We start from the raw sequence: 24744 nt of genomic DNA, 5'->3' as shown, positions 1-24744 counted from the left end.
GATCCTCCTAGGTCCAACTCATTAGTCATGACGCGGATGGGACAACGCTGAACGTATTGACTGGCATTAACAAGCAAGAACTTACTAAGCCTGTCCCTTTTATCGTTATTATACGCATTGGTTTACAACGTCAGAGAGGAAAGGCCCGTGGCAGCAGAGCCGTCACGGGCCTGAGAGACGCCATTCGCTGAGAAAATCGTCTTCCCTACGCGAAGTCGGCAATCTGTGAGCGGAGCTGCTCGATTGCCTGCTCGAGCTCTTCGGCGCGGTCTCGCTTCTTCTGGATGACCTCGGGGGCAGCCTTGGCAACGAAGCCCTCGTTAGAGAGGGTCCTTCTCGTGCCATCAAGCTCCTTCTGGGCACGCGCGAGCTCCTTCTCCAGGCGCTTGCCCTCGGCCGCGAGGTCGACCAGCCCACCGAGCACCACGAAGATCTCGAGCGAGCCGTCGGCCACGGAGACCGAGCCCGCGGGCTTCACCTGCTGGGCACCAAGCGCCAACTGGTCGACGTGACCCACACTGCTGATGAAGTCGCGCTGGGCCTCCAGGACGGCCACGTCCTCTGGCGCAGCACGCACGCACACGTCGAGCTCTGCCTTGGGCGACAGGCGATAGCGGGCACGCGTGGAACGCACGGCCGAGACCACGCGGCGCGCAAGCTCGAAGTCATGCTCGGCCTTGTCGTTCACAAAGGTGGCGAGGTCAGAGGGCTCGGGCCAGGCGGCGGTCATGAGGAACCGGGCGGAGTGGTCGTCCAGGCCGCTTGCGGGCAGCGCGTCCCAGATGCTCTCGGTGACAAAGGGCATCACGGGGTGCAGCAGGCGCATCGAGACATCCAACACATAGACGAGGTTGCGCTGCACATGCAGGCGCTCCTTGGGCGCACCATGGAGCAGGCGACCCTTGCAGAGTTCGATGTACCAGTCGCAGACCTCGCCCCAGAAGAACGACTGCAAGCCGCGGGCATAGTCCCCAAACTCGTAGCCCTCAAGCTGACGCGTGGCAGCATCCACGGTACGAGCGAGACGCGAAAGCATCCAGGCGTCCTCTGCCGTCTCGGCCACAGGCGCGCCGGGCGTGTAGCCGTCAAGGTTCATCTGGACGAAGCGGCTGGCGTTCCAGATCTTAGTAACGAAGGAGCGGGCCTGCTCGGTGCGCGGGCTGTCGATGAGCTCGTGCGTCTTCTTGTCGAGGTTGGCATCGAACTTGACGTCCTGGTTGGTCGTGATGAGGGTGAGCAGGTTGTAGCGCATGGCGTCGGCGCCATACTTGTCCATGAGCGCCATCGGGTCCACGCCGTTGCCCTTGGACTTGGACATGCGGCTGCCATCCTTGGCAAGGATGGTGGCGTAGATGTACACGTCGCGGAACGGCACCTCGTGCGTAAAGTAGAGCGAGCTCATGATCATGCGAGCAACCCAGAGGGCGATGATGTCACGAGCGGTCACGAGGACCTTCGTGGGATGGTGCCCCTCCATCTCCTCGGGGTGGTCGGGCCAGCCCTGCGTGGCGAAGGTCCATAGCTGGCTTGAGAACCAGGTGTCAAGCACGTCCGGATCCTGGCGCACGTGATGTCCGCCGCACTTGGGGCATACGTCGGTGTCCTCCATGAGGGCGTCCTCCCAGCCGCAGTCCTCGCAGTAGAACACGGGGATGCGGTGGCCCCACCAGAGCTGGCGGCTGATGCACCAGTCCTTGAGGTTCTCCATCCAAGTGAGGTAGGTCTGGGCCCAGCGTTCGGGATAGAACTTGACCTCACCGTCCTTGATGACCTTGGTTGCCGGCCCCTTGAGCTTGTCGACGGCAACAAACCACTGCTCGGAGAGCCAGGGCTCGAGTGCGGTGCCGCAGCGGTAGCAGTGCATGACGGAGTGCTCGAGGTCCTCCACGTGGTCGAGAAGGCCGTGCTCGTCGAACCACGCCACGATGGCCTCGCGTGCCTCGTCGCGGTCCATGCCGGTGAACTCGCCGTAGCCGTCCACGATATGGGCGTGCTCGTCAAGGATGTTGATCTGCTCGAGGTTGTGCGTCTCGCCCATGGCAAAGTCGTTGGGGTCGTGCGCGGGCGTGACCTTCACGAAGCCGGTACCAAAGTTCTTGTCGATATGCCAGTCGGAGAAGATTGGAATCTCCCTGTTCACGATGGGGAGCATCACGGTCTTGCCCACGAGCTTGGCCTTCTCCGGGTCCTCCGGCGAGACGGCCACGCCGGTGTCTCCCAGCATGGTCTCGGGTCGCGTGGTGGCCACGATGATGTACTCAATGCCGTCAACGGGCTCGGTGAGCGGGTAGCGCAGGAACCAGAGATGACCCTTCTCGTCCTGGTACTCGGCCTCGTCGTCCGAGATGGCGGTGTCGCACACGGGGCACCAGTTGACGATGCGCTTGCCGCGGTAGATGAGACCGTCGTGGTACCAGTCGCAGAACACCTTGCGAACAGCACGGCTGAACTCGGGGCTCATCGTGAACTTCTCGTCGTCGAAGTCGATGGAGCAGCCCATGCGCTTAATCTGCGAGACGATCGTGCCACCATACTCGTGGGTCCAGTCCCAGCAGGCGTCGAGGAACTTCTCGCGCCCCATCTTGAGGCGAGACTTGCCCTCGCCCTTGAGCTTCTTGTCCACCTTGGTCTGCGTGGCGATGCCGGCGTGGTCGGTGCCCAGGATCCAACGGGTGGAACGGCCACGCATGCGCATGTAGCGGATGAAGGTGTCCTGGATGGAGTCATCCATGGCGTGGCCCATGTGCAGGATGCCCGTCACGTTTGGCGGCGGGATGACAACGGTGCAGTCCCCTACGCCCTTGCTGCGACGGTAGCAGCCAGCATCAACCCACTTCTGAATGAGCTGGGGCTCGGCCTCTTGCGGACTGTAGGTCTTGGGCATCTCTTCCACGATATGGTCCTCTCGAACACAGCCATGCGATGCGCTTGTGGCACCTAGATTGCAGCTTTCCAGCTTAGCACAGGCGTATTGGGCTAACCCCACGCGTTCGGCTATCATCAAAGCGTTGATGCAGGAGCACGCAGAAGGGCCACGGAGAAGCACATGGCAGGCACCCCTGAGACGCCCACGTCCAGACTCGAACTGGTCATGGGCAAAGACGCCGTGAGAAAGCTTGCAGACGCGCGCGTGGCGGTGCTCGGCCTCGGCGGCGTGGGGTCTAGCTGCGCCGAGGCACTCGCCCGAGGTGGTGTGGGCTCGCTTGTGCTGGTGGACCGAGACGTTGTGGAGCCAAGCAACATCAACCGCCAGGCCGTGGCATACACAAGCACCGTCGGGCAGAGAAAAACCGACGTGATGGCCCGCATCGTGACAGACATCAACCCCGGGGCAAAGGTTGTGCCCATTCACGTGTTTCTCACGCGAGACAACATCGGAGGCATCTTGGACGGCCTTGACCCACGCCCAGATTTTGTGGTGGACGCAATCGACAACGTGACGGCAAAGCTCGTGGTGGCGCGTTGGTGCCAGGACAGCGGCATGCCCCTGGTCTCCAGCATGGGTGGCGCGAACAAGCTCCACGCGGAACTCTTGCGCTTTGCCGACATCTCGAAGACGCATGGATGTCCCTTGGCCCGCATCATCCGCAAGGAGTGCCGCAAACGGGGCATCCGCAAGCTGCGCGTGCTGTACTCCCCCGAGGAGCCGGTGCGCCCACGGGCGCCCGAGGGTGCAAGCGGCAAGTCGGCAACGCTGGGGACCATGTCGTACCTCCCACCCATCATGGGCCAGATGCTCGCTGGCGACGTGATCTTGACCCTCACGGGACTCGGTGGCAGGGATGTTGGCCTCGGGGCGGATGGCGCACGATGAGGCTTTTCGATGCGCACGTGCACCTGGACTTCTACGCAAACGCGCCGCAGATGGCAGTCCAGGCGAGCGAGCTTGGGCTGTCGCTTCTCGCGTGTACCGTAACGCCGGAAGGCTATCGCCAAGCCGCGCGGGAGCTGGCTGGCGCGCCAAACGTGTCTCTCGCAGGCGGTGCCCACCCCTGGTGGGTGGCAGACGGGCGCGTTGGCGAGAAGGACGTTGACGCACTGGTCGCCATGATGCCTGGGCTGCGCTTTATTGGTGAGGTGGGATTGGACTTCTCGCCTGCGCACGTAGGAGAGAGGGGCAACGAGGCGCAGGTTGATGCCTTCGAGCGTATCATGCGTGCCTGCGTCGAAACCAGCGATCCCATGCACCCCAAGGTGGTCTCGATCCACTCGGTGCGGGCGGCGGGCGCGGTCCTCGACGTGCTGGGGCGAACTGGGGCCGACAAGAGCTGCCATTGCATCTTCCACTGGTTCTCGGGCAGGCCCGAGGAGCTGTGGCGTGCAGCACGCATGGGTTGCTTCTTCTCGTTTGGCGAGAGGTCCCTTGCCACAAGACGCGGGCGCGAGTACGTGCGCGAGGTTCCGGGGGAGCTCCTGCTCACTGAGACCGACCTCCCCGAAGGCGAGGGGGTCCTCGGACATGCCGGCGATATCGCTTCATCGCTCGAGCGTGCCGTCCGCAAGGCCTCCGTGGTACGCGGCGAGGATGTTGGGCCGCTCGTTCTCTCCAACGTCGAAGCGCTCATCGGGTGAGGGTGAGACAAGGGGACTGTCCCCCTGTCTCACATCATGGTAGAGTCATACAGGCCGTTTGAGACGCGGACACGGTCATCCTACAGGGAGCAGCCAGGCAATGAACTCACAGAGCAGAACCCCTGCCACACAGCAGACACAGACGGGCACCTTGCTGGCCACCTCATCTCGCGAGTTGCCGCTCAGCCTCGATGACGTTGTTCTCGTCTTCGCCTGCAACGACCTCTTTGTCCCCTACCTTTCCGTAGCGCTCCAGTCCATCCTGGTGAACTCCTCCCCCGAGCGCCACTACGACATTGTTGTGCTCACACGCGACATCACGCCAAAGAGCATGATTACGCTCACGCAGCAGGCTTCCAAGTATCATGTTGGCCTGGGTTTTCTGGACGTGGACGCCGCTCTGGGCGACATCAGGCTGCCGCACCACGGACACTTTAGGCCCGAGACCTACTTCCGTCTCCTTGCCCCGACGCTTCTCGACAACGTGGGCAAGGCAATCTATCTGGACTCTGACATCGTGGTGTGCAGTGACGTGGCCGAGCTCTTCGACACCGACGTCACCGGCTACCTGCTGGCAGCCACACGCGACGCTGACACCATCGGGCAGATTGACGGCTACGACCCCACGGTCTACTCGTACCTTAAAGACCAGCTCGGCATGGCAGAGCCACACGACTATTTCCAGGCCGGCGTGCTTCTCATGAACCTGGAACAGTTCCGTCAGACCATCACGGCGGAAGAACTGCTCGACATTGCCACGGAGCGCACGTGGCGCTGGCTTGACCAGGATGTTCTCAACAAGGTGGTCAACGGACATTACCGCCGTGTGCACATGAAGTGGAACTACCTTGTGGACTGGCAGTACATGCGCCGCACGCACATCGTGGCGCAGGCGCCCTCCGACATCCAGGAGGAGTACGACGAGGCCAGGCGCGATTATCGCATTGTGCACTATGCGGGCCCTGACAACAGGCCGTGGCTCTACCCTGACTCTGACCTGGCTGGTCTTTTCTGGCAGTATGCAGCAGGCTCGCCCTACCTTGAGTACCTGCGCGACCAGCTCGAGATGTCCCGCAAGACCGTCGACGGTTTGGCTCGCCGCGCCAAGGCCGTGGCCATCTACCGCGGCATCATGCGCGTGTTTGACTACACCTGCCCCGCAGGGACCGTCCGTCGTTGCAAGTTCATCGAGTGCTACGAGAAGCTCGGCGGCTCGGTGGGCTAGAGCGAGCGCAAGTCACCATTCCTGATTGCCCTAGGCTGGATTGCCCCTAGTGGCACCTTCGCGCCGCTGAAAAGTGAACACGATTTCAATCTGCTAGCCCTTCTCTCCGCGTTTTACCAGGAAGCTGGTACGTACCAGTTGAATTCGTGTTCACTTTTGGCTGCGCGAGAGCCTGCTGGGACGAGAAGTAGCTGTTGTGCGTACGCAGAAGAGAGAATTTATGCCAGCAAGCGCCTGCAAAAAGCCCAGCCGGGCAAATTGCCACTGTTGTGCGTACGCAGAAGGGGAAGGTTCTGCCAAGGCCTCGACGTTTTCCCAAATGGGAGAGAAGCCCGTGTCAACAGGCGGGCCTCGTGCGTACGCAGAACACATGCTTTCTGCCAGCTAGAGCCCGCAGGGAGGCCATTCGGGCAGACGGTCCCCCTTGTGCGTACGCACAAGCCGCAAGATACGCCAGGCGGGGCCGGCACTGCGTCCGACCCCGTCCGCAAAGCACCCTAGCGTGCGAGAAGCTCGCGAGCACCGTCCTAGCTCGCGCGATGCTTGGGCAGCAGAGGCTCCTGCCGCACGACCTCGGGCTTCTCGGCACCACCCACACATTCCTTGGTGACGATGACCTTGGTGATGTCGAGGTCGCTGGGCAGGTCAAACATCGTAGACTGCAGCGTGGACTCGCAAATCGCACGCAGGCCACGAGCGCCCGTTCCGCGAACGATGGCCTGGCGAGCAATCTCGTTCAGCGCATCCGGTATGAAATCAAGCTCGACGCCCTCGATTTCGAAGAGGCGTTTATACTGCTTGACCAACGCGTTCTTTGGCCTGGTGAGAATGTCCACCAGGTCTGCCTCCTTGAGCTCCCTCGTGGAGGTAATTACCGGGATGCGGCCAATGAACTCGGGAATCATGCCAAACTTGTGCAGGTCCTGGGGCATGACCTGCTCCATAAGTTCGTCCTCGCCCTGGTCGACGTTCTTGCCAAGCTCGGCATTGAAGCCAATGCCCTTCTTGCCAATGCGATCGGCCACAACCTTGTCGAGACCCACAAATGCACCACCGCAGATGAATAGGATATTGGTGGTGTCGATGTGAATGAGCTCCTGTTGGGGGTGCTTGCGACCACCCTGCGGCGGCACGCTCGCCTCGGTGCCCTCAAGAATCTTGAGGAGCGCCTGCTGCACACCCTCGCCAGAAACGTCGCGCGTGATGGAGAGGTTCTCGGCCTTGCGCGCAATCTTGTCGATCTCGTCGATGTAGACAATGCCAAGCTCTGCCCGGGAGACGTCACCGTCAGCTGCGGAGATGAGTTTGAGCAGGATGTTCTCGACGTCCTCGCCCACGTAGCCTGCCTCGGTGAGGGTAGTTGCGTCGGCAATGGCAAAGGGGACCTCAAGGAAGCGCGCCAGCGTCTGGGCGAGAAGGGTCTTGCCCGTACCAGTGGGGCCAAGAAGCAGGATGTTGCTCTTTGCTATCTCGACCTCCTCCTCACCCTCGGGAACCTCGTCGTTGCCCGAGAGGATGCGGCGGTAGTGGTTATACACGGCAACGCTCATCGCGCGCTTGGCCGACTCCTGGCCAATCACGTACTGGGAGAGTTCGTCGTAAATCTCGTGCGGCGTGGGCAGCTCCTTGAGCGGAAGCGGAGACTCCTCGGCCTCGTCTTCCTCGTATGCAGCAGTGCCATCGGCCTCCTGGATCATCTGCGAGCAGGCGCGGACACACTCGTCGCAGATGTAGACCCCTCCCGGCCCCTGGATGAGCTTGCTCACCTGGCTGCGGCTCTTGCCGCAGAACGAGCAGCGCATCTCGCTGTTGTCGTACGGCCGTCCATTTTCGTTGTCGCGGTCCTGAGCCATGCGTTACTCCTGCTTACCCTGGTCGTTACGGTTGGTGATGACCTTGTCGACAAGGCCGTATTCCTGCGCTTCGCTCGCGCGCATGTAGTTATCGCGCTCGGTGTCGGCATTGATGCGCTCAATGGGCTGGCCTGTGGCCTCGGCGAGTATCTCATTCAGGTGCTGGCGAATCCGCTTGGTCTCATCGGCCACGATCTGGATGTCTGTCTGCTGGCCCTGGACACCAGAGCTGGGCTGGTGGATGAGGATCATCGAGTTGGGCAGCGCGAGGCGCTTGCCCTTGGTGCCGCTGGCGAGAATGGCCGCGCCCATGGATGCAGCCATGCCCACGCAGATGGTGGAGACGTCGGGCTTGATGAAGTTCATCGTATCGATGATGCCCAGGCCAGCGTAGACGTCTCCGCCGGGGGAATCGACGTAGAGCGAGATGTCCTTGTCGGGATCCTGGCTCTCGAGGTGGAGAAGCTGGGCAATCACGAGGTTTGCCGAGTCACGCGTGACCTCCTCGCCGAGAAAGACGATGCGGTCGTTGAGCAGACGAGAGTAGATATCGTAGCTGCGCTCGCCACGCGGCGTCTGCTCCACGACATAAGGAATGAGCGGGATGTTCGTTGGGTTGTGCATGATGCTCCCTTCAGGAGAAATTGCGTACCGTTCCAATGTGCCCCGAACGGCTTGCGCCATCCGGGGCACGACGTCAGTTCACAGGGCCTGCACCATTAGTTCTGGCAGAGGGGCTACTCGGCGTCCTCGGACTTCTCGCCCTCAGGCTCCTTTGCAGCCTCGGCAGCCTCGTCCACGACAGTCACCTGGGCGTTCTCGACCAGCCAGTCGAGGGCCTTGGTGCGCTTGATGGAGTCGCGGATGGCGGGCAGACGACCCTCGGAGCGCCACTGGTCGATGGCCTTGTCAACGTCGGGGACGTTGGCCTTCTCGAACTCGTTGCGGACGTCCTCCTCGGTGACCTCAAGGCCAAGCTGGCGGGCGACGGCGTCAAGCGCCAGGGACTGACGGGCGCGCTCCTCGGCCTGGTCGTGAAGGTCGGCGATGAAGGCGTCGGGCGTGATGCCGCGAGCATTGAGATACATGTCGAGCGAGATGCCGGAACGTTGCATCTGCCCGAGAACCTCCTGGCCAAGCTCGTTGAAGACCTCATCCTGGTAGTCGGCAGGAACCTCGTCGAGCTGCAGGCGCTTGCCCACGGCCTCGACCACGCGGTCCTCCTTGAGGTTGGGGAGGTTGGCCTTCTTGTCCTCGGCGATCTCGTCGCGCACAGCGCTCTTGAACTCGTCGACGGTGTCGTAGCCAAAGCCCTTCTTGGCAAACTCGTCATCAAGCTCAGGCGTGGTGGGACGCTGGATGCCCTTCACCGTGGCCTTGGCCTTGTAGGGGTGCTCGTGGGCGTCCTCGCCCTCCCCATGCTTGACGGTCCAGGCAAGGTCAACCACGTCGCCGACCTTGGCGCCGAGCAGGGCCTCCTTGACCTCTTTGGGGGTCTCTCCGTCAACGAGCGAGAGCGTCTGGCCCTCGCCGGCGAGCTTCTCGGCACCCTCGACGCTCTCGATGTCAGCCTTCACGACATCGCCGTCCTGGGCACCCTCGCCCTCAGGGACGTCCTCGTAGGAGGTGTGATAGTCCAGATAGCGCTTGATCTGGGCGTCGACCTCGGCGTCGGTTACCTCCTCGGGAGGCATGTTGATCTGCGGGGCGTCATAGGAGTCGAGCTCGGCATCGGGGCGAACGCCAATGGCGACGTCGATAACGTAGTCCTGGCCCTCCGCGGCGAGGTCCGCGTCCTTGGCGAACTCCGGGCGACCGACGGGGACGACGTTGAGCTCCTCGAGCATGAGGGGCTCGGCGTCATTCAAGAGGTCGTTGGTGGCTTGGGCGAGCACCGAATCCTTGCCCAGGATGCCGTCGATCACCGGACGGGGAGCGCGGCCGCGACGGAACCCCTGGAAGTTGTACTTGCGCGCAAAGTCCTTGTAGGTCTTGGCAACAGCCGCGTTGACGTCTGCGGCGGGAATGGTGAGCTTTGCGGCAACTTTGTTGTCCTTGGGCTCCTCAGCGGTGACGGTGATTTTCAACGTTCCTCCAGTGTCTCGTCCTCGGTGGGCGGATGCCCACCGTGGTTTCCTGCGCATGCGGCTCATGTGGTGCGGGCGAAAGGACTCGAACCTTCACGGGGTCTCCCCCACTGGAACCTAAATCCAGCGCGTCTACCAGTTCCGCCACGCCCGCATAGTCACACATAGCCTTGCCATAATAGCAAATGCACAGGTCTTGGCCTAGGAAACGAGAAAGAAATCGGTACGCGCACACGAGACCCGTACCCGGGCGGGCAGACGACAGAATACCATGCGGATTTTGGCCGCAACCCCTCTCGCCCCGGCATCATTCGACGAATGTGTTGCCAACTGTCACACAAACGTCACCGAATGTGTGATGCGCACAGGTCGTCACACATTCGACGACGTTTGTGTTGCGAACCGGCGGTTCACGGCCAGCCCCCGGGCCCACTCCCCTACAGATCTTGCAGCGCGAAAGCGTCAAGCGGGCCCTTGCGCAGTGCGGCGATGGCCTGAATGAGCGCCGTGGCTCCAGACATGGTCGTTGCCATATCCACGCCACGGTTCACGGCCTCGCTTCTGATCTTGGCGCCGTCGCCGCGGGAGCTTCCCCCGCGGGGCGTGTTGATGAGAAACGCGATCTCCCCCGCCACCATCATATCGAGCACGTTAGGGCTGCCCTCGCTGATAGGTCGCACGACCTCGCACGGGATGCCCGCCGCGCGCAGCGTCTTTGCCGTACCGCGCGTGGCCACCAGACCGTAGCCAAGATTGCTCAGCGACAGTGCAACCGGTGCAATGGAGCGTTTGTCTCGATCGCACACGGAGACAAAGACCTTGCCGGACATGGGAATCTCGTAGTCGATTGCCTCGCGCGTCTTGGCGTACGCCTTGGGGAAGGTGATGTCGATGCCCATGACCTCGCCGGTCGACTTCATCTCGGGTCCCAGGTGAACGTCGGCGCCCGGGAAGCGGCTCCAGGGCATGACGGCCTCCTTCACCGCATAGTGGCTCGGCGTCCGGTCTTCGGGTGGAAGCCCGAGCTGGGCGATGGTCTCGCCGGACATGATGCGAGCGGCGCAGCGGGCAAGCGACACGCCCGTTGCCTTGGACGAGAAGGGCACTGTGCGGCTGGCACGCGGGTTGAGCTCGATCACGAAGACCTGCTCGTCTCGCACAGCGTACTGGATGTTGAGTAGACCATGGATGTCCACCGCGAGCGCAAGCTTCCGGGTAATCTCTCGCACGCGGCTCACGATAGCGTCTGAGAGCGAGAAGGGCGGCCAACAGCACGCGGAGTCACCCGAGTGGATGCCGCACTCCTCGATGTGCTCGAGAACCGACCCCACGTAGCACTCGGTGCCATCGCAGAGGGCGTCAACGTCCAGCTCGATGGCGTCTTCCAAGAAGGAGTCAAGGTAGACGGGGTGGTCCGGCGAGACGTGCGTGGCCTCTTCCATGTAGGTCCTGAGGTCGTCGTGGTCGTAGACGATGGCCATGCCACGCCCGCCAAGCACATAGCTCGGACGCACGAGCAGCGGGTAGCCAATGCGGCGCGCAACCGCCGTTGCGTCTTCCATGGTCTCGGCCGTCGAGGAGGGCGGGTAGGCAATCTCCAGGCGGTCGAGCAGGCTTGCGAAGCGGTCGCGGTCCTCGGCCAGGTCGATGGCCTCTGGCTGGGTGCCCATGATGGGCACGCCCGCCGCCTTGAGGCGGCCAGCCAGGTTGATGGGGGTCTGGCCACCAAGCGTCACGATGACGCCCACGGGCCTCTCGACCTCGATGACGTTCATGACGTCCTCGAATGTGAGGGGCTCGAAGTAGAGACGGTCGGACGTGTCATAGTCGGTCGAGACCGTCTCGGGGTTGCAGTTCACCATGACCGTCTCGTAGTCCTTGGCCTCGAGTGCGTAAGCCGCGTGGACACAGCAGTAGTCAAACTCGATGCCCTGTCCAATGCGGTTGGGGCCCGCCGAGAGGATCACCACACGGGGCTTCTCGGCCTCGGTGTGCTCGGTGGCGCCGCCGTCCTCGTAGGTGAAGTAGTGGTAGCTGGTGCGAGCGGCAAACTCGCCGGCACAGGTGTCGACGGTCTTCACGAGCGGATGCACACCCACAACCTCGCGCACGGCACGCACGACCTCCTCGCTCGCTCCCGTGAGGAAGGCGAGCTGACGGTCTGAGAACCCAAGTTCCTTGGCCGCAAGCATGTGGTTGTGGTCCAGGCCAACAATCCCCAGTTCGGATATGGTCTTCTCGGCCGAGACAATATCGTTGATGCGGTTCAGGAACCAGAGGTCGATGCGTGTGAGCTCGAAGACGCGGTCCACTCCCCAGCCACGACGCAGCGCCTCGGCAACGTAGAGGATGCGCTGTGGGGTCGGCGTGGCAACGCGCTCCTCGAAGGCATCCTCGTCAAAGGAGCCATTGCCATCGGCACCCAGGCCGGCATGTCCCTGCTCGAGCGAGCGCATGGCCTTCTGGAGTGCCTCTTCGAAGGTCGACCCGATGGCCATGACCTCGCCCACGGCCTTCATGCGCGTGGTGAGGGTCGAGTCCGCACCCTTGAACTTCTCGAAGGCAAAGCGTGGGATCTTGACTACGCAGTAGTCAATCGAGGGCTCGAAGCAAGCAGGCGTTGCCTGTGTGATGTCGTTCGTAATCTCGTCCAGGGTATAGCCCACGGCGAGAAGCGCCGCCTCCTTGGCTATGGGGAAGCCAGTGGCCTTCGAGGCCAGGGCCGACGAGCGGCTCACGCGGGGGTTCATCTCAATCACGATAACGCGGCCGTCATTAGGGTTCACGGCAAACTGCACGTTGGAGCCTCCACAAGCGACGCCCACGCGCTCGAGAACGGCAAGCGAGTAGTCGCGCAGGCGCTGCATCTCGAAGTCGTTGAGCGTCTGGCAAGGGGCCACCGTGATGGAGTCGCCGGTGTGCACTCCCATGGGGTCGAGGTTCTCGATGGAGCACACCACGATGCCGTTGCCAGCGGAGTCGCGCATGACCTCCATCTCGATCTCTTTCCAGCCCTCAAGGCTCTGCTCGATGAGGACCTCGGAGTTGGCCGAGAGCGCAAGTCCCTCTCGGGCAATGTGCACCAGGTCATCGTGGGTGTATGCCATGCCACCACCAGCGCCGCCCAGCGTGTAGGCAGGCCTGATCACCACGGGGTAGCCAATGTCCTCGGCCGCCCGCTCGCACTCCTCGAGCGTATGCGCAGTCTCGGAGCGCGCAACCTCGAGGCCAATGTCACGCATGGCCTCGGCAAAGAGCTCGCGATCCTCGCCGGTCTGGATGGACTTGATGTCGCAGCCGATGACCTCGACGCCGTACTTGTCGAGCACGCCCTGCTCAGCCAGCGCAACGGCGCAGTTGAGGCTCGTCTGGCCACCCATGTTGGGAAGAAGCGCGTCGGGGTGCTCCCTGGCGATGACCTTTGCCACCGAGGCGGCGGTGATGGGCTCAACGTAGGTGCGATCTGCGGTCTCGGGATCCGTCATGATCGTGGCGGGGTTCGAGTTCACGAGCACGACCTCGTAGCCCTCATCACGCAGCGCCTTGCAGGCCTGGGTGCCTGAGTAGTCAAACTCGCAGGCCTGACCAATGACAATGGGGCCAGAGCCAATGATGAGGATCTTCTTGATGTCGGTGCGCTTGGGCATCTAGAAGCGCCTCCCCTCGCGGACGTCGATGGCAAGGTAGTCCTCGCGCCCATCCATGAGGCGCGAGAAGGAATCGAACATGTACGCCGAGTCGTTGGGGCCGGGCTTGGCCTCGGGGTGGTATTGCATCGAGAAGGCCGGCAGGTCGAGGAACTGGATGCCCTCGGGCGTACCGTCATTGAGGTTCACGTGCGTGAGGCGAATGCGGCCGTAGCGCTCGTTCATGGCGACGGGGGCAACATGCATGCAACTCCATGTGAGGAGGCTCTCGGGATGCTCGGCGAGTCCGCCGGAGAGCTCGGGGACAAGCGGGCCAAAGGTCGAGAAGACCGGCCCGTAGTTGTGGTTCTGCGCCGTGATCTCGACCTTGCCGGTGAGGAGGTTCATCACGGGTTCGTTGCCGCCGTGGTGCCCGTAGGGAAGCTTCTCGACGCGGGCCCCTGTGGCCAGGGTAATCATCTGGTTGCCCAGGCAGATGCCAAAGACGGGGAGCTTGCCGAGAATGGCGTGGACGGTCTCGGGCACAAGCGGTACGGTGTCGGGGTCTCCGGGGCCATTGGAGAAGAAGACGCCATCGGGCTCCATGGCCAGGATCCTCTCGGCAGGGGTGTCCCAAGGGACAACCGCGACTTCGATGCCCACCTCGGCCATGCGACGGACGATGCCGGCCTTCTCGCCGCAGTCGACGGCCACCACGCGGTGGCAGGCCTCGTCCGCAGCCCTTACGAGATATGGCTCGTCGCAGGAGACGTCGGCAACGTAGTTGTGCTCGGAGATGCGCGGGGATTCGCGGACGCGGCGGACGAGGCTTGCGGGGTCAAGGTCTGTGGTCGAGATGGCCGCACGCATGGCGCCGCCCTCGCGGATGGCCAGCGTGACGGCACGTGTGTCCACGCCTTCGATGCCCACGATGCCACGGGAGGCGAGAAAGTCCGGCAAGCTTACGACGCTTTGCCAGTTGCTCGGCGTGTAGCAGGCGTCATGGCACACAAGGCCCTTGAGGTGCAGCCTGTCTGCCTGCATGTCCTTCTCGTTCACGCCGTAGTTGCCCAGCTGGGGATAGGTGAAGGTGACAATCTGGCCCGCATAGGACGGGTCGCTCACAATCTCCTGGTAGCCCACCATGGATGTATTGAACACGATCTCGCCGAAGGTCTCGCCCTCCGCGCCAACACTTCGGCCCTCGAGGGCTGTCCCGTCCTCAAGGGCCAGGAGGGCCTCCCGATGCCTGCCGCCGTCGACCAAGAGGTTCACAGCTACACCGCCTTTCCGCGTGCAGCACAGCCGACATGCGCCGAAAAAAGGAGCCGCGCGCAGGGTGCGCGTGCTCCCGAGAGGCTGAGCCGGTATCTGCGCTATGGACGCCTTCTCGGTATCTCGTACCGCTCGTTAAAGGTCCTAGCAAGTATACGGGGCATGCATGTTTCGGGAATTGGAATCAACAAGTCTGCAACAATCCCCGGCGGTCTGCCACAATTATGAATATGTGTATGGTATCCAAACAGTGTGTCTGGAACCCAGCGGATGTGGACGAGCTGGAGACACAGGTGAGCACTACACGTAGATTCCGAACGTATAGCCGGGCTTAAGCGTTCGAAAAAAGCTAACCGTCGAAAAGCCACGAGACAAGGGCTCCGAGCGGAAATCGCACCCAAGCAAAACGGCCCTCCAGCGCATAGCGCGGGAGGGCCGCAAGCAGAGAAGGCCGCAGGCTAGCACACGCCCTGGGCCATCATCGCGTCGGCGACCTTGAGGAAGCCCGCGATGTTGGCTCCAAAGACGAGGTTGCCCTCGTGGCCGTACTCCTTGGCAGCAGAGCTGGCCGCGCGGTAAATGTCGCTCATGATGCCCTGGAGCTTGCCGTCAACCTCATCGAACGTCCAGCTGAGGTGCTCATGGTTCTGGCTCATCTCGAGGCCAGAAACCGCGACGCCACCGGCGTTCGCAGCCTTGCCAGGTGCGAAGGACACGCCGTTGTCCAGGAAGTAGTCTGTCGCATCGCGCGTGGTAGGCATGTTGGCACCCTCCACGACGTAGCGAACGCCGTTGGCAACGAGCTTCTTGGCGTCGTCGAGGCCGAGCTCGTTCTGCGTGGCGCAGGGCATGGCCACGTCACCCTTCTCGCCCCAGGGACGCTCGCCTTCGTGATACACAGCGTTGGGACGCACGGCAGCGTATTCGCTCACACGGCCACGGCGTGCCTGCTTGACCTCGACCAGCGTGTCAAAGTCGATGCCATCGGGATCGTATACGTAACCGTTGGAGTCGGACACCGTGACTACCTTGGCGCCAAGGGACTCCGCCTTCTGGATGGCGTACTGGGCCACGTTGCCCGCACCGGAGACCAGCACGGTCTTGCCTGCAAGCCGATCGTTCTTGTCAGCCAGCATGTGCGTAAGGAAGTACACGGCACCGTAGCCCGTGGCCTCAGTGCGCGCCAGCGAGCCGCCGTAGGAGAGGCCCTTGCCCGTGAGCACGCCGCTCCACTGGTTGCGGATGCGCTTGTACTGGCCAAAGAGGTAGCCGATCTCGCGCGCGCCCGTGCCGATGTCGCCGGCGGGGACGTCGGTGTCGGGACCGATGTGGCGGCAGAGCTCGGTCATGAAGCTCTGGCAGAACGCCATGACCTCGCGGTCGGACTTGCCCTTGGGGTCGAAGTCGGAGCCACCCTTGCCACCGCCCATGGGCAGCGTGGTGAGGGAGTTCTTGAAGACCTGCTCGAAGCCCAGGAACTTGAGGATCGAGAGGTTTACGGATGGGTGCAGGCGCAGGCCACCCTTGTAGGGACCGATGGCAGAGTTGAACTCGACGCGGTAGCCGCGGTTCACCTGCACCTTGCCCTCGTCATCCACCCAAGGCACGCGGAACATCACGACGCGCTCGGGCTCAACAAGACGCTCGAGAAGGGCAGCGCGCTCATACTCGGGATGCGCATCAAGCGCGGGCTGGAGGGTGGTCAGGACCTCCTTTGCAGCCTGGATGAACTCTGGCTGGTCGGAGTAGCGCTCCTCAAGCTCTGCGATGACTCTTTCGGAATACGTCATGTAAACCCCTATTCCTTGATCCTTTAGACCCAATCCAATGGCACGGGATTCCCCGAACGCGCCTAACTTCCAACATCATAGGGTTAGGAGAGAAATGAGCACGAGCGATTTCACGCTCGAATCGCGATGGAAATGTATGGGAAACCTAACGCCGTCCATAAAGCCCACAGAGCCGCCTCAGACGGCAGGAGACGTTGAAGCGGCAGCAGAACTACCCTATACTGCATTACGTTCGGGGCGTAGCGCAGCTTGGTAGCGCATCTGCTTTGGGAGCAGAGGGTCGCTGGTTCGAATCCAGTCGCCCCGACCATGGGAAGCCAAGGGGCCAGGCAGAAGACTTCGCCTGGCCCCTCTCGTATGTCTCGTCCCTATGCCCTCGTCCTCACCAAGAAGCTCCCTAGCCGAGAAGAGCAGCGAGGTCCTCTTCGGGCGTGGCGATGGGCGCAATGCCATACTCGCGCACCAGGACGTCGAGGACGGCAGGGCTCATGAAGGCAGGGAGCGTCGGCCCAAGCTTGATGTTCTTGATGCCAAGGTAGAGAAGGGCGAGCAGGTCTGCCACGGCCTTCTGCTCGTACCAGGAAAGCACAATGGACAGCGGGAGATCGTTGACTCCGCACCCAAAGGCATCCGCAAGCGCAAGGGCGATCTCGACGGCGCTGTACGCGTCATTGCACTGGCCGATGTCGAGAAGCCTGGGGATGCCGTTGATGTCGCCGAGGTCAAGGTCGTTGAAGCGGTACTTGCCGCAGGCAAGGGTGAGGATGACCGTGTCCTTGGGAGCCTGCTTGACGAGATTGGTATAGTAGTTGCGGCCTGGCTTGGCGCCGTCGCAGCCGCCAACGAGGATGAAGTGCTTGATGTCGCCGGCCTTGACGGCGTCAACGACCTTGTCGGCAACCGAGAGCACCGCCGCGCGCGCGAAACCGGTCACGACCTTGGTGCCGCCGTTGATGCCCGTGAGCTGCACGTCCTCGTCGTAGCCGCCAAGCTCCTTCGCCTTCTTGATGACTGGCGTGAAGTCCTTCGTCCCATCGGGAGCTGCGGGGATGTGCACGAGCTCGGGATAGGAGACGACCTCGGTCGTGAAGACGCGGTCCGCATAGCTGGGGCGGGGCGGCATGAGGCAGTTCGTGGTGAACACGAAGGCCGCCGGCACGTTGGCGAACTCCTTCTGCTGGTTCTGCCATGCCGTGCCGAAGTTGCCCTTGAGCTGCGGATAGCGCTTGAGCTCGGGATACGCGTTGGCGGGCAGCATCTCGCCGTGCGTGTAGACGTTGACGCCCGTGCCCTCGGTCTGCTCGAGGAGCAGCTTGAGGTCATGAAGGTCGTGGCCGGAGATGACGATGAAGGGGCCCTTCTTGATCTTGAGGGAGACCTCGGTGGGCTCGGGCATGCCATAGGCGCCGGTGTTGGCTGCGTCAAGCAGGCCCATCACGTCGTGGCTGAGCTTTCCAACCTGCATGGACACGCCGAGAAGCGCCTTGAGGTCGCTCTCGGTAGCAAGGGTGGCGAGGCAGTCGACAAAGGCCTGCTGCGCCTCGTCGCTCACAGACCCAAGCATGCGGGCGTGGTATGCATAGGCAGCGGCCCCACGAAGCCCGAAGAGGGTGAGCGACTTCAGCGAGCGCACGTCCTCATCGTCCGTCCAGACGCGGCCGAGGAGCAGGTCCTGGGCGGCCTCGATGCCGGCTGCCGCGGCAATGCGCTCCTTCTCGGCGCGCACGTCCTGCGTGATTGCGTCGACGGTGTCCTTGGAGAAGTTGACGTTGGTGACGCAGGTGAAGAGTCCGCTGACCATGAGCTTGTCGGCCAGCTGGCTGCGGGTTCCGGCCAGCTTGCAGGTGCAGGCGAGCCCCACAAGCGCGCCCGTAAGCTCATCTTGGGCAAGCGCGACATCAAAGGGCTTGCCGCACACGCCAGCCTTGCCGGTGCATGCCGTGCACGCCGCGGTCTGCTCGCACTGGAAGCAGAACATCTTCTCGTCCATGTGTTTTCCTCTCTCCTTTGGCAGTTCGTTGAGTATCAGTGTGCGAGTCTCCCGGAAAGTGGTATGTTGTGGTCACAACAGTTCCAAACAAATGGGGTGCGACATGCGCGGAGTAGATCCCGAGTTCCTGTGCAAGACGAACCTCTTCCAAGGCGTCACGCCCGAAGAGGCCACCGAGATGCTTGGGTGCCTTTCGGCGTGTCAGAAGTCCTATGCCAAGGGCGACCTCATATGGGTTGAGGGAAGCCCCGTCGCAAGCGTGGGCATCATCCTCGAAGGCGGCGTGCGCGTCGAGGGTGCCGACGTATGGGGCAATGCAAGCGTGATGGGGAGCTTCTCCGCAGGCGAGCTCTTTGGCGAGGCGTTTGCCGCCCTCCCGGAAGAGCCGCTGCTCACGAATGTGGTGGCAACAACGTCGCCGACGCGAGTGCTCTTTATTGACGTGGCGCACATCACGCACAGCTGCCCGAGGGCCTGCCCCTACCACGCACAGGTGGCCGAGAACCTCCTGGCGTCTGTGGCTCGAAAGAACGTGCTCCTTGCGCGCAGGATTCGCGACGCTGCCCCAAAGTCGATAAAGGGCAAGCTCCTCGCCTACCTCTCGACGCAATCGAAGCTCGCGGGATCGCACGAGTTCGACATCCCCTTCACACGGCAGCAGCTGGCCGACTACCTGGGCGTAGACCGTTGCGCGCTCTGCTCGGTAATTGGCGAGCTCGAGCGAGAGGGAAAGCTCACAGCCAGCCGCCGGCATTTCTTGCTTCCTGATGTGACCGGAAGATAGTGGCCCTGGCAGCCCAGGGTTACCCCTATTTGCGCAATGCGGCGGCAACCTCGTTGCGGAGACGTGGGAGAACGTCCGTCTCAAACCAAGGGTTCCTGCTCATCCAGAGCCGGTTCCTAGGCGACGGGTGGACAAGCGGGAAAAATCGCGGCAGGTAGTCTGCGCAGTCGTGGACCACGTCCGTGAGCTTTGCCGAAGACGGAAGCTGCAGGTAGCGTCGCGTGGCATAGGACCCAACCAGCACGGTGAGCCTCACTTGGGGCATCATGGCGAGAAGGGCGGGATGCCACTTCTCGGCAAAGCCTTGGCGAGGCGGGAGGTCACCGGACTTACCCTTGCCGGGATAGTAGAAGTCCATGGGGAGAAGCGCCACGGCGGAGGGGTCGTAGAAGGTTGCTCGGTCGATTCCCAGCCATTCGCGCAGGCGATCCCCGCTCTTGTCGTTCCACGGCATGCGCGTCTCCTGGGCGACCCTGCCGGGAGCCTGGCCAATGATCACCAGACGGGATGTGGACGACGCCGTATAGAGCGGGTCAATGCCGCGTTGCGTGTAGTCCCGGTTCTGCTCGTCTGCTCGAATTGCCTGGTAAATCTCATCGAAGCCCATATACGCATCTGCCATGGGAGAGCCTCCTGCCAACGTTTCCTAAGCATACTGTGCCACAGGTGGAGACGCATAGGTGTTGCAGACACAACGAATACAGAGGCAGGCATCGGGCGGAGAGGGGGCGTCGAGGCATTGCGGGTGATGCGACCCCGGCATTGCAGCCGTAAAACTTGTTGTATACTCTCCATTGCTTCGCGGCGGTAGTTCAATTGGTAGAGCGTCAGCCTTCCAAGCTGATTGTTGCGGGTTCGAGTCCCGTCCGCCGCTCCATGAGACTACAGGTCACGGGCTTGGTACCGTGGCCTTTTTTCGGTTGGCTCTCGGTTATGGGGCCTGTTTGGAACCCTTTTTGGAACTTCAATTCGCACGGGGCACCAGACAAGGTCCAAGCCAACCCGAGGCGATCCTCATACCATACAATGGGGCGGCAGCAACAATAAGGGAGGTTTCGCGTGGGTACGTCTCCGCTCGGCCGCACGCTCGTTATCGCCAACCCCACCGCCAACCGCGGCCAGGGCGCAGAAGGCGCTGCGTTTGTCCAGCGCTTCCTTGATGCATATCGAGATGCCACAACCTCCCACGAGCTCATTCTCACAAAGTCAGCGAGAGACGCGCGGAATCTCGCCCGGGAGGCGAAAGGCTTCGACACGGTTCTCGCCCTCGGCGGAGACGGCGTCATCCACGAAGTCGCAAACGGACTCATGGAGCGTGACGCCGACGACCGTCCGCAGCTTGGCATCATTCCCATGGGTTCCGGCAACGACTACGCGCGTACCCTTGGAATGGCGATAAACGACCCCTCCCGCGCCGTTGCCCAGATCGTCCGCGGCCACGTCACGCCGCTCGAGGTCGGGCGCGTGAACGGCGTGTACTTCACGGAGACGCTCTCCTTTGGGATGGACGCGGCCATCGCACTGGATACCGTGCGCCGGCGTGCCGAGGAGACAACCTCCCAGCATGGCGAGGGGCTCTTCATCACATCGGGCATCCGCATCTTCTCCGAGGGATCCAATGGCTGGACCTGCCGCGCTCGTTTTGACGAGAATCCCGAGGTAACGCTTCCGACCATAATCTTCGCCGTGCAGGTGGGGCCAACCTATGGCGGCGGCTTTGCCGTCTGCCCCGCGGCAGACCCCACAGATGGCCTTCTCGACGTGTGCTACAACGTCAAGATTCCAAGCCGACCATGGCTGCTCGCGCTGCTCGGCCTTGCCCGGTTTGGCAGCCACACAAACTCGAGCTGCGTGAACCTGCTTCGCTTCTCTCACGCAACGATGGACTTCGAGACCCAGCCCCCATGCCAGGTGGACGGAGAGGAGCTCTGTGGGATGCACTTCGAGGTAGATGTTGTTCCCAAGGCGCTGCGGGTCATCGTCCCATAGTCCCATACGTGGCAGCGCGCGGCCACAAGAAGAACCTCCGACGCAGCCCAACGCCACATCGGAGGCTCAATTTAGCTCTTGCCGAAAACCGGGAGAACCGGCACTCCCCTACTTTGCGGCGACCTGAAGCATGGCCTTGACCTCGGTCGCGGTCTTGAGGGTCATGACCTTCTCGGCCAAGGCGTCGGCCTCCTCCTTAGTCCAGAGGGAGAGGATCCTCCTGGTGCGCAGGATCGACGGCGCGGAGACGGAGTATTCGTCCAGGCCGAAGGACACGAGGATGGGGATGAGAAGCGGGTCTGCCGCAGCCTCGCCGCACATGCCAACCATGATGCCGGCCTTGTTGCCCTCGGAGATGATGCGCTTGAGCGAACGGAGGACTGCCGGCTGGTAGACCTGGTAAAGGTAACCAACGCGGTCGTTGCCGCGGTCGGCACACATGGTGTAGCCGATAAGGTCGTTGGTGCCAATGGAGAAGAAGTCGCACTCGGCGGCAAGGTCGTCGGCGATGAGCGAGGCGGCAGGCGTCTCGATCATGGTGCCGACCTGGATGTCCTTGTTGTAGGCCACGCCGCGCTCGTCAAGGTCGCGCTTGCACTCCTCAATGAGGGCCTTTGCCTGGCGGACCTCGTCGATGGTCGTGACGAGCGGAAGCATGATCTTGATGTCACCGAACGCGGACGCGCGCAGCAAAGCCGTAAGCTGGACCTTGTACTGGTCGGGGTTGTTCAGGCAGTAGCGCACCGCGCGGAAGCCCATGAAGGGGTTTTCCTCCTTCTGCAGGTGCAGGTAGGGGATCTCCTTGTCGCCGCCCACATCAAGCGTACGGATGATGACCGGCTTGTCCTTCATGCGGAGGGCGACCTTCTGGTATGCGGAGAACTGCTCGTCCTCGCTAGGGAGCTCCTTGGCGTCCATGAACAGGAACTCGGAGCGGAAGAGGCCGACGCCCTCGGCATCGTGCTCGAGGGCAGCGTTGGCGTCATCGGGATTGCCGATGTTGGCGACAAGGAGCTTCCCATCACCATCACCGGTCACGGTCTCACGCCCACGGTACGCCTCAAGGGCGGCTCGCTCCTCGGCGTACGCCTTGGCCTTGGAGCGGTAGTGCTCGAGGTCGTGGTTGGACGGCTGGCAGATGACCTTGCCATTGGTGCCGTCGACGACGACCATGTCGCCGGTCTTGATGCTGACCGTGGCATCCGCAACGGAGAGGACCGCGGGAATCTCGAGAGCACGGGCTATGATGGCAGAGTGGGAGGTGCGGCCACCGGTCTCGGTAACGATGCCCGCGACGTTCTCCTTGTCGATGTCGGCAGTCATGGATGGCGTGAGCTCGCGCACCACGACAATGGAGTTCTCCGGCAGGGTGGAGAGGTCGACGACCTCCTTGCCGAGAAGGTCGGCGAGAAGGCCGGTCTTAACATCAGCCACGTCGGAGGCGCGCTCACGAAAGAGCTCGTCGTCCATGTTGGCGTACATGGTGTAGAACGTGCCATAGGCCTCGCTTACAGCCTGCTCGGCGCACATGCCGGAATCGATGGAACCAGTGACCATCTCACGGATGCCCTCGTCCTCGGCGAACTCAATGTGGGCGCCCATGATGGCGGCGGCGTCCTCACCCACCGTCTTCTTCATGCGCTCGATCTGAGCATTGGTCTGCTGGACGAACTTCTCGACGGCAGCGCCATAGCGGGCCTTCTCGGCCTCCGGATCCTCCGGTACGTGCGGCGTAAACGAGAGGTCCGGCTCAACAGCGACGCGGGCAACGCCTATGCCGACACCATCAGATGCATTTACTCCCTCATACATTGCAATCCCCCTTAACAGGCCGCAACACGGCCATCTCCCGGAATGCCAGGCGCCCCGCGGGGGCGCCGAAGAGCCGAACACAGTCTAGCGCGTCATTCGTCATCGGAAGAGTCCTTCATGTCATCGCTCCCATCGGCGGCGAGATCCTGGGCCTCGACGCGTGCCCTTTCGATTTTGATGTCATCGGCGATGCTTGCAGGCATTTCGCGACCCATCTTCTTGTAGAGGGCGGTAACGACGCGGTCGATGGTCGAGCGCTTGGCAATGCCCTTGCTCGCCGCAGTAGCAGTACCGCATGCCGAAGCGTAGATGAGGGCGTTCTCGTAGTCCATGCCACGGGTAGCCTTGGCAAGGAAGCCAGCAACCATGGAGTCGCCAGCGCCGGTGGCGTTTACCAGGCGCACGCGCGCCGTGGGCACCATATGCTCGGTCCCGTACTCGTCGAGCAGCAGCGAGCCACTGCCGCCACAGGAGATGATGACGTTACGGGCACCGCCGTCCTGAAGCTTCTTTGCATAGGGCAGACAGTCCTCGGGGGTCTCGGGCATGGGATCTGCCTTGAAGATGCGGCCGACCTCGTGGTTGTTGGGCTTGATGAGGAAGGGGTGGGCCTTGATTGACTCCATGAGAAGCTGGCCAGGGGCATCGACCACAAACTGGATGCCACGGCCGGCGAGTTTAGCCATGATGACGTTATACATGTCCTCAGGCAGCGAGTTGGGAATGGACCCGGTGAGGACGAGGGTGTCCCCTGTCTGGAGGACGTCCATGCGATCGAGAAGCTCGTCAACCTTCTTTTTGGGGATCTTGGGGCCCATGCCGTTAACCATGGTCATAACGATGCCGTTGAGCTTGACGTTGATGCGGGTATAGCCGCGGCCGAGCTTAACGAAGTTGCTTGCGATGCCGGCATCCTGTAGCTCGTTGATGAGATAGTCGCCAGTGAAGCCAGCGACAATGCCCATGGCAACGTTCACCACGTTGAGCTCGTTGAGCAGGGTGGAGATGTTGATGCCGTTGCCTCCGCAGTAGAGCTCCTCGTTCGAGGACCGGTTGGTGTAACCCATGTCCAGTGTAAGAGGGTGCATGACGTAGTCGAGCGCGGGGTTCAGGGTCATCGTGTAGATCAACGGAAGCTCCTTCCAGCAGGTTACCTCGGCTAGGTACAGTATGCCGCAATCGGACGGCAAGGGAGGTGAAATCGTTCTCACCCCGCCAAACCCATGCAGCGCCTGCGCCGGTGCAGCGTACATCCAAAGTGTACCGTATCGAGACCCTACACCCACCTACAAAACGAGGTCATGACGAACGGCTTTCGCAGTTTGGTGGGAGGCGTAGATTCCCAACTTCATCGAAACGAACCGGACGGACTCCCGGACCCAGCGCAACGTGTGGCGCTGGGTCCGGGAACCATCCTCCCCGGTGGCCGGAGACGCCGGCCCGAGACCGAGGAGGTGGACATGCCGAAGAAGAATGGCGGGAAGAGGGGGAAGGCGGGCGGGAGGGCCTACGCGAGGCTCGCGCGCCATGAGAGGAGCACGATCGAGCTGATGCTCGACAGGGGGGCGAGCCGCCGGGCGATAGCCGCGGAGCTCGGGAGGGCGCCCTCCACCGTGTCGAACGAGGCCGCCGCGCACCGGTTCGTGGTGGCGCCCAAGGCCGAGGGCCGGGGAGCCCGCGCCCGAAGGTGTTGAATTTCAATAGGAACTGCGCGGATGTCGCACGGAAAACTGACCACCGT

Annotated in this window: 17 protein-coding genes and 3 tRNA genes; 8 read left to right on the top strand and 12 right to left on the bottom strand. The window is 62.4% G+C overall.

Annotated features, from left to right (window positions below; translation table 11 throughout):
• Positions 1-205: 205 nt before the first annotated feature.
• Positions 206-2893 (bottom strand): valine--tRNA ligase, encoded by a 2688-nt coding sequence (locus ACO59D_RS00100; protein WP_485125257.1) that lies wholly within the window; start codon positions 2891-2893, stop codon positions 206-208.
• A 153-nt stretch (positions 2894-3046) separates the two neighbouring features.
• Between ACO59D_RS00100 and ACO59D_RS00095 the strand changes: the two genes are divergently transcribed.
• The 3 genes from ACO59D_RS00095 to ACO59D_RS00085 all read left to right on the top strand — a co-directional run bounded on the left by ACO59D_RS00095 (position 3047) and on the right by ACO59D_RS00085 (position 5797).
• On the top strand, positions 3047-3814 hold the full coding sequence (locus ACO59D_RS00095; protein ID WP_485125256.1) for a tRNA threonylcarbamoyladenosine dehydratase: 768 nt from the start codon (positions 3047-3049) through the stop codon (positions 3812-3814).
• Complete coding sequence (locus ACO59D_RS00090) at positions 3811-4572, top strand: TatD family hydrolase (protein ID WP_485125255.1); 762 nt, start codon at positions 3811-3813, stop codon at positions 4570-4572. Before ACO59D_RS00095 ends, ACO59D_RS00090 begins: the two co-directional genes overlap by 4 nt.
• 100 nt (positions 4573-4672) lie before the next feature.
• Positions 4673-5797 carry a glycosyltransferase family 8 protein gene (locus tag ACO59D_RS00085; RefSeq protein WP_485125254.1) on the top strand — a complete coding sequence of 375 codons (1125 nt, stop codon included), beginning with the start codon at positions 4673-4675 and terminating at the stop codon, positions 5795-5797.
• Between the two features lie 527 nt (positions 5798-6324).
• Here the strand turns inward: ACO59D_RS00085 and clpX are convergent.
• From clpX to gdhA, 7 genes are all read right to left on the bottom strand, one after another.
• A complete protein-coding gene (gene clpX / locus ACO59D_RS00080) occupies positions 6325-7650 on the bottom strand; it encodes an ATP-dependent Clp protease ATP-binding subunit ClpX (protein ID WP_485125253.1) in 1326 nt (441 codons plus the stop codon).
• A gap of 3 nt (positions 7651-7653) precedes the next feature.
• A complete protein-coding gene (locus tag ACO59D_RS00075) occupies positions 7654-8274 on the bottom strand; it encodes an ATP-dependent Clp protease proteolytic subunit (protein WP_130812264.1) in 621 nt (206 codons plus the stop codon).
• A gap of 113 nt (positions 8275-8387) precedes the next feature.
• Complete coding sequence (tig, locus tag ACO59D_RS00070) at positions 8388-9737, bottom strand: trigger factor (RefSeq protein WP_485125252.1); 1350 nt, start codon at positions 9735-9737, stop codon at positions 8388-8390.
• 67 nt (positions 9738-9804) lie between these two features.
• Positions 9805-9891: transfer RNA gene (locus ACO59D_RS00065), tRNA-Leu, on the bottom strand.
• 283 nt (positions 9892-10174) lie between these two features.
• A complete protein-coding gene (gene carB, locus ACO59D_RS00060; RefSeq protein WP_485125251.1) occupies positions 10175-13384 on the bottom strand; it encodes a carbamoyl-phosphate synthase large subunit in 3210 nt (1069 codons plus the stop codon).
• Complete coding sequence (gene carA, locus ACO59D_RS00055) at positions 13385-14638, bottom strand: glutamine-hydrolyzing carbamoyl-phosphate synthase small subunit (protein ID WP_485125250.1); 1254 nt, start codon at positions 14636-14638, stop codon at positions 13385-13387.
• Between the two features lie 458 nt (positions 14639-15096).
• The gene (gene gdhA, locus ACO59D_RS00050) at positions 15097-16428 is read right to left on the bottom strand and encodes an NADP-specific glutamate dehydrogenase (protein ID WP_485125249.1); all 1332 of its coding nucleotides are present in this window, start codon (positions 16426-16428) and stop codon (positions 15097-15099) included.
• 233 nt (positions 16429-16661) lie between these two features.
• Between gdhA and ACO59D_RS00045 the strand changes: the two genes are divergently transcribed.
• A tRNA-Pro gene (locus ACO59D_RS00045) sits at positions 16662-16738 on the top strand.
• Positions 16739-16825: 87 nt separating this feature from the next.
• Here ACO59D_RS00045 and hcp read toward each other — a convergent pair.
• Positions 16826-18418, bottom strand: coding sequence for a hydroxylamine reductase (hcp, locus tag ACO59D_RS00040; RefSeq protein WP_485125248.1), 1593 nt, complete (start codon positions 18416-18418; stop codon positions 16826-16828).
• A 103-nt stretch (positions 18419-18521) separates the two neighbouring features.
• On the opposite strand from hcp, the gene ACO59D_RS00035 reads away from it, so the two are divergent.
• Complete coding sequence (locus ACO59D_RS00035) at positions 18522-19202, top strand: Crp/Fnr family transcriptional regulator (RefSeq protein WP_485125247.1); 681 nt, start codon at positions 18522-18524, stop codon at positions 19200-19202.
• A 25-nt stretch (positions 19203-19227) separates the two neighbouring features.
• Here ACO59D_RS00035 and ACO59D_RS00030 read toward each other — a convergent pair whose 3' ends face one another.
• Positions 19228-19824 (bottom strand): uracil-DNA glycosylase family protein, encoded by a 597-nt coding sequence (locus ACO59D_RS00030; RefSeq protein ID WP_485125246.1) that lies wholly within the window; start codon positions 19822-19824, stop codon positions 19228-19230.
• A 179-nt stretch (positions 19825-20003) separates the two neighbouring features.
• Here ACO59D_RS00030 and ACO59D_RS00025 point away from each other — a divergent pair.
• Positions 20004-20079, top strand: a tRNA-Gly gene (locus ACO59D_RS00025).
• 182 nt (positions 20080-20261) lie between these two features.
• On the top strand, positions 20262-21191 hold the full coding sequence (locus ACO59D_RS00020) for a diacylglycerol/lipid kinase family protein (RefSeq protein WP_485125245.1): 930 nt from the start codon (positions 20262-20264) through the stop codon (positions 21189-21191).
• Between the two features lie 108 nt (positions 21192-21299).
• Here the strand turns inward: ACO59D_RS00020 and ptsP are convergent, their stop codons facing one another.
• Both ptsP and ACO59D_RS00010 read right to left on the bottom strand, forming a co-directional pair.
• On the bottom strand, positions 21300-23003 hold the full coding sequence (gene ptsP, locus ACO59D_RS00015; protein ID WP_485125244.1) for a phosphoenolpyruvate--protein phosphotransferase: 1704 nt from the start codon (positions 23001-23003) through the stop codon (positions 21300-21302).
• A 92-nt stretch (positions 23004-23095) separates the two neighbouring features.
• The gene (locus tag ACO59D_RS00010) at positions 23096-24133 is read right to left on the bottom strand and encodes a 1-phosphofructokinase family hexose kinase (RefSeq protein WP_485125243.1); all 1038 of its coding nucleotides are present in this window, start codon (positions 24131-24133) and stop codon (positions 23096-23098) included.
• A 330-nt stretch (positions 24134-24463) separates the two neighbouring features.
• Between ACO59D_RS00010 and ACO59D_RS00005 the strand changes: the two genes are divergently transcribed.
• Positions 24464-24697, top strand: a complete 234-nt coding sequence (locus ACO59D_RS00005; protein WP_485125242.1) for a helix-turn-helix domain-containing protein — start codon at positions 24464-24466, stop codon at positions 24695-24697.
• Positions 24698-24744 lie beyond the last annotated feature (47 nt).

The sequence above is a fragment of the Tractidigestivibacter sp. genome (assembly GCF_057241865.1).
This window is presented reverse-complemented; position numbering and strand designations above follow the sequence as displayed.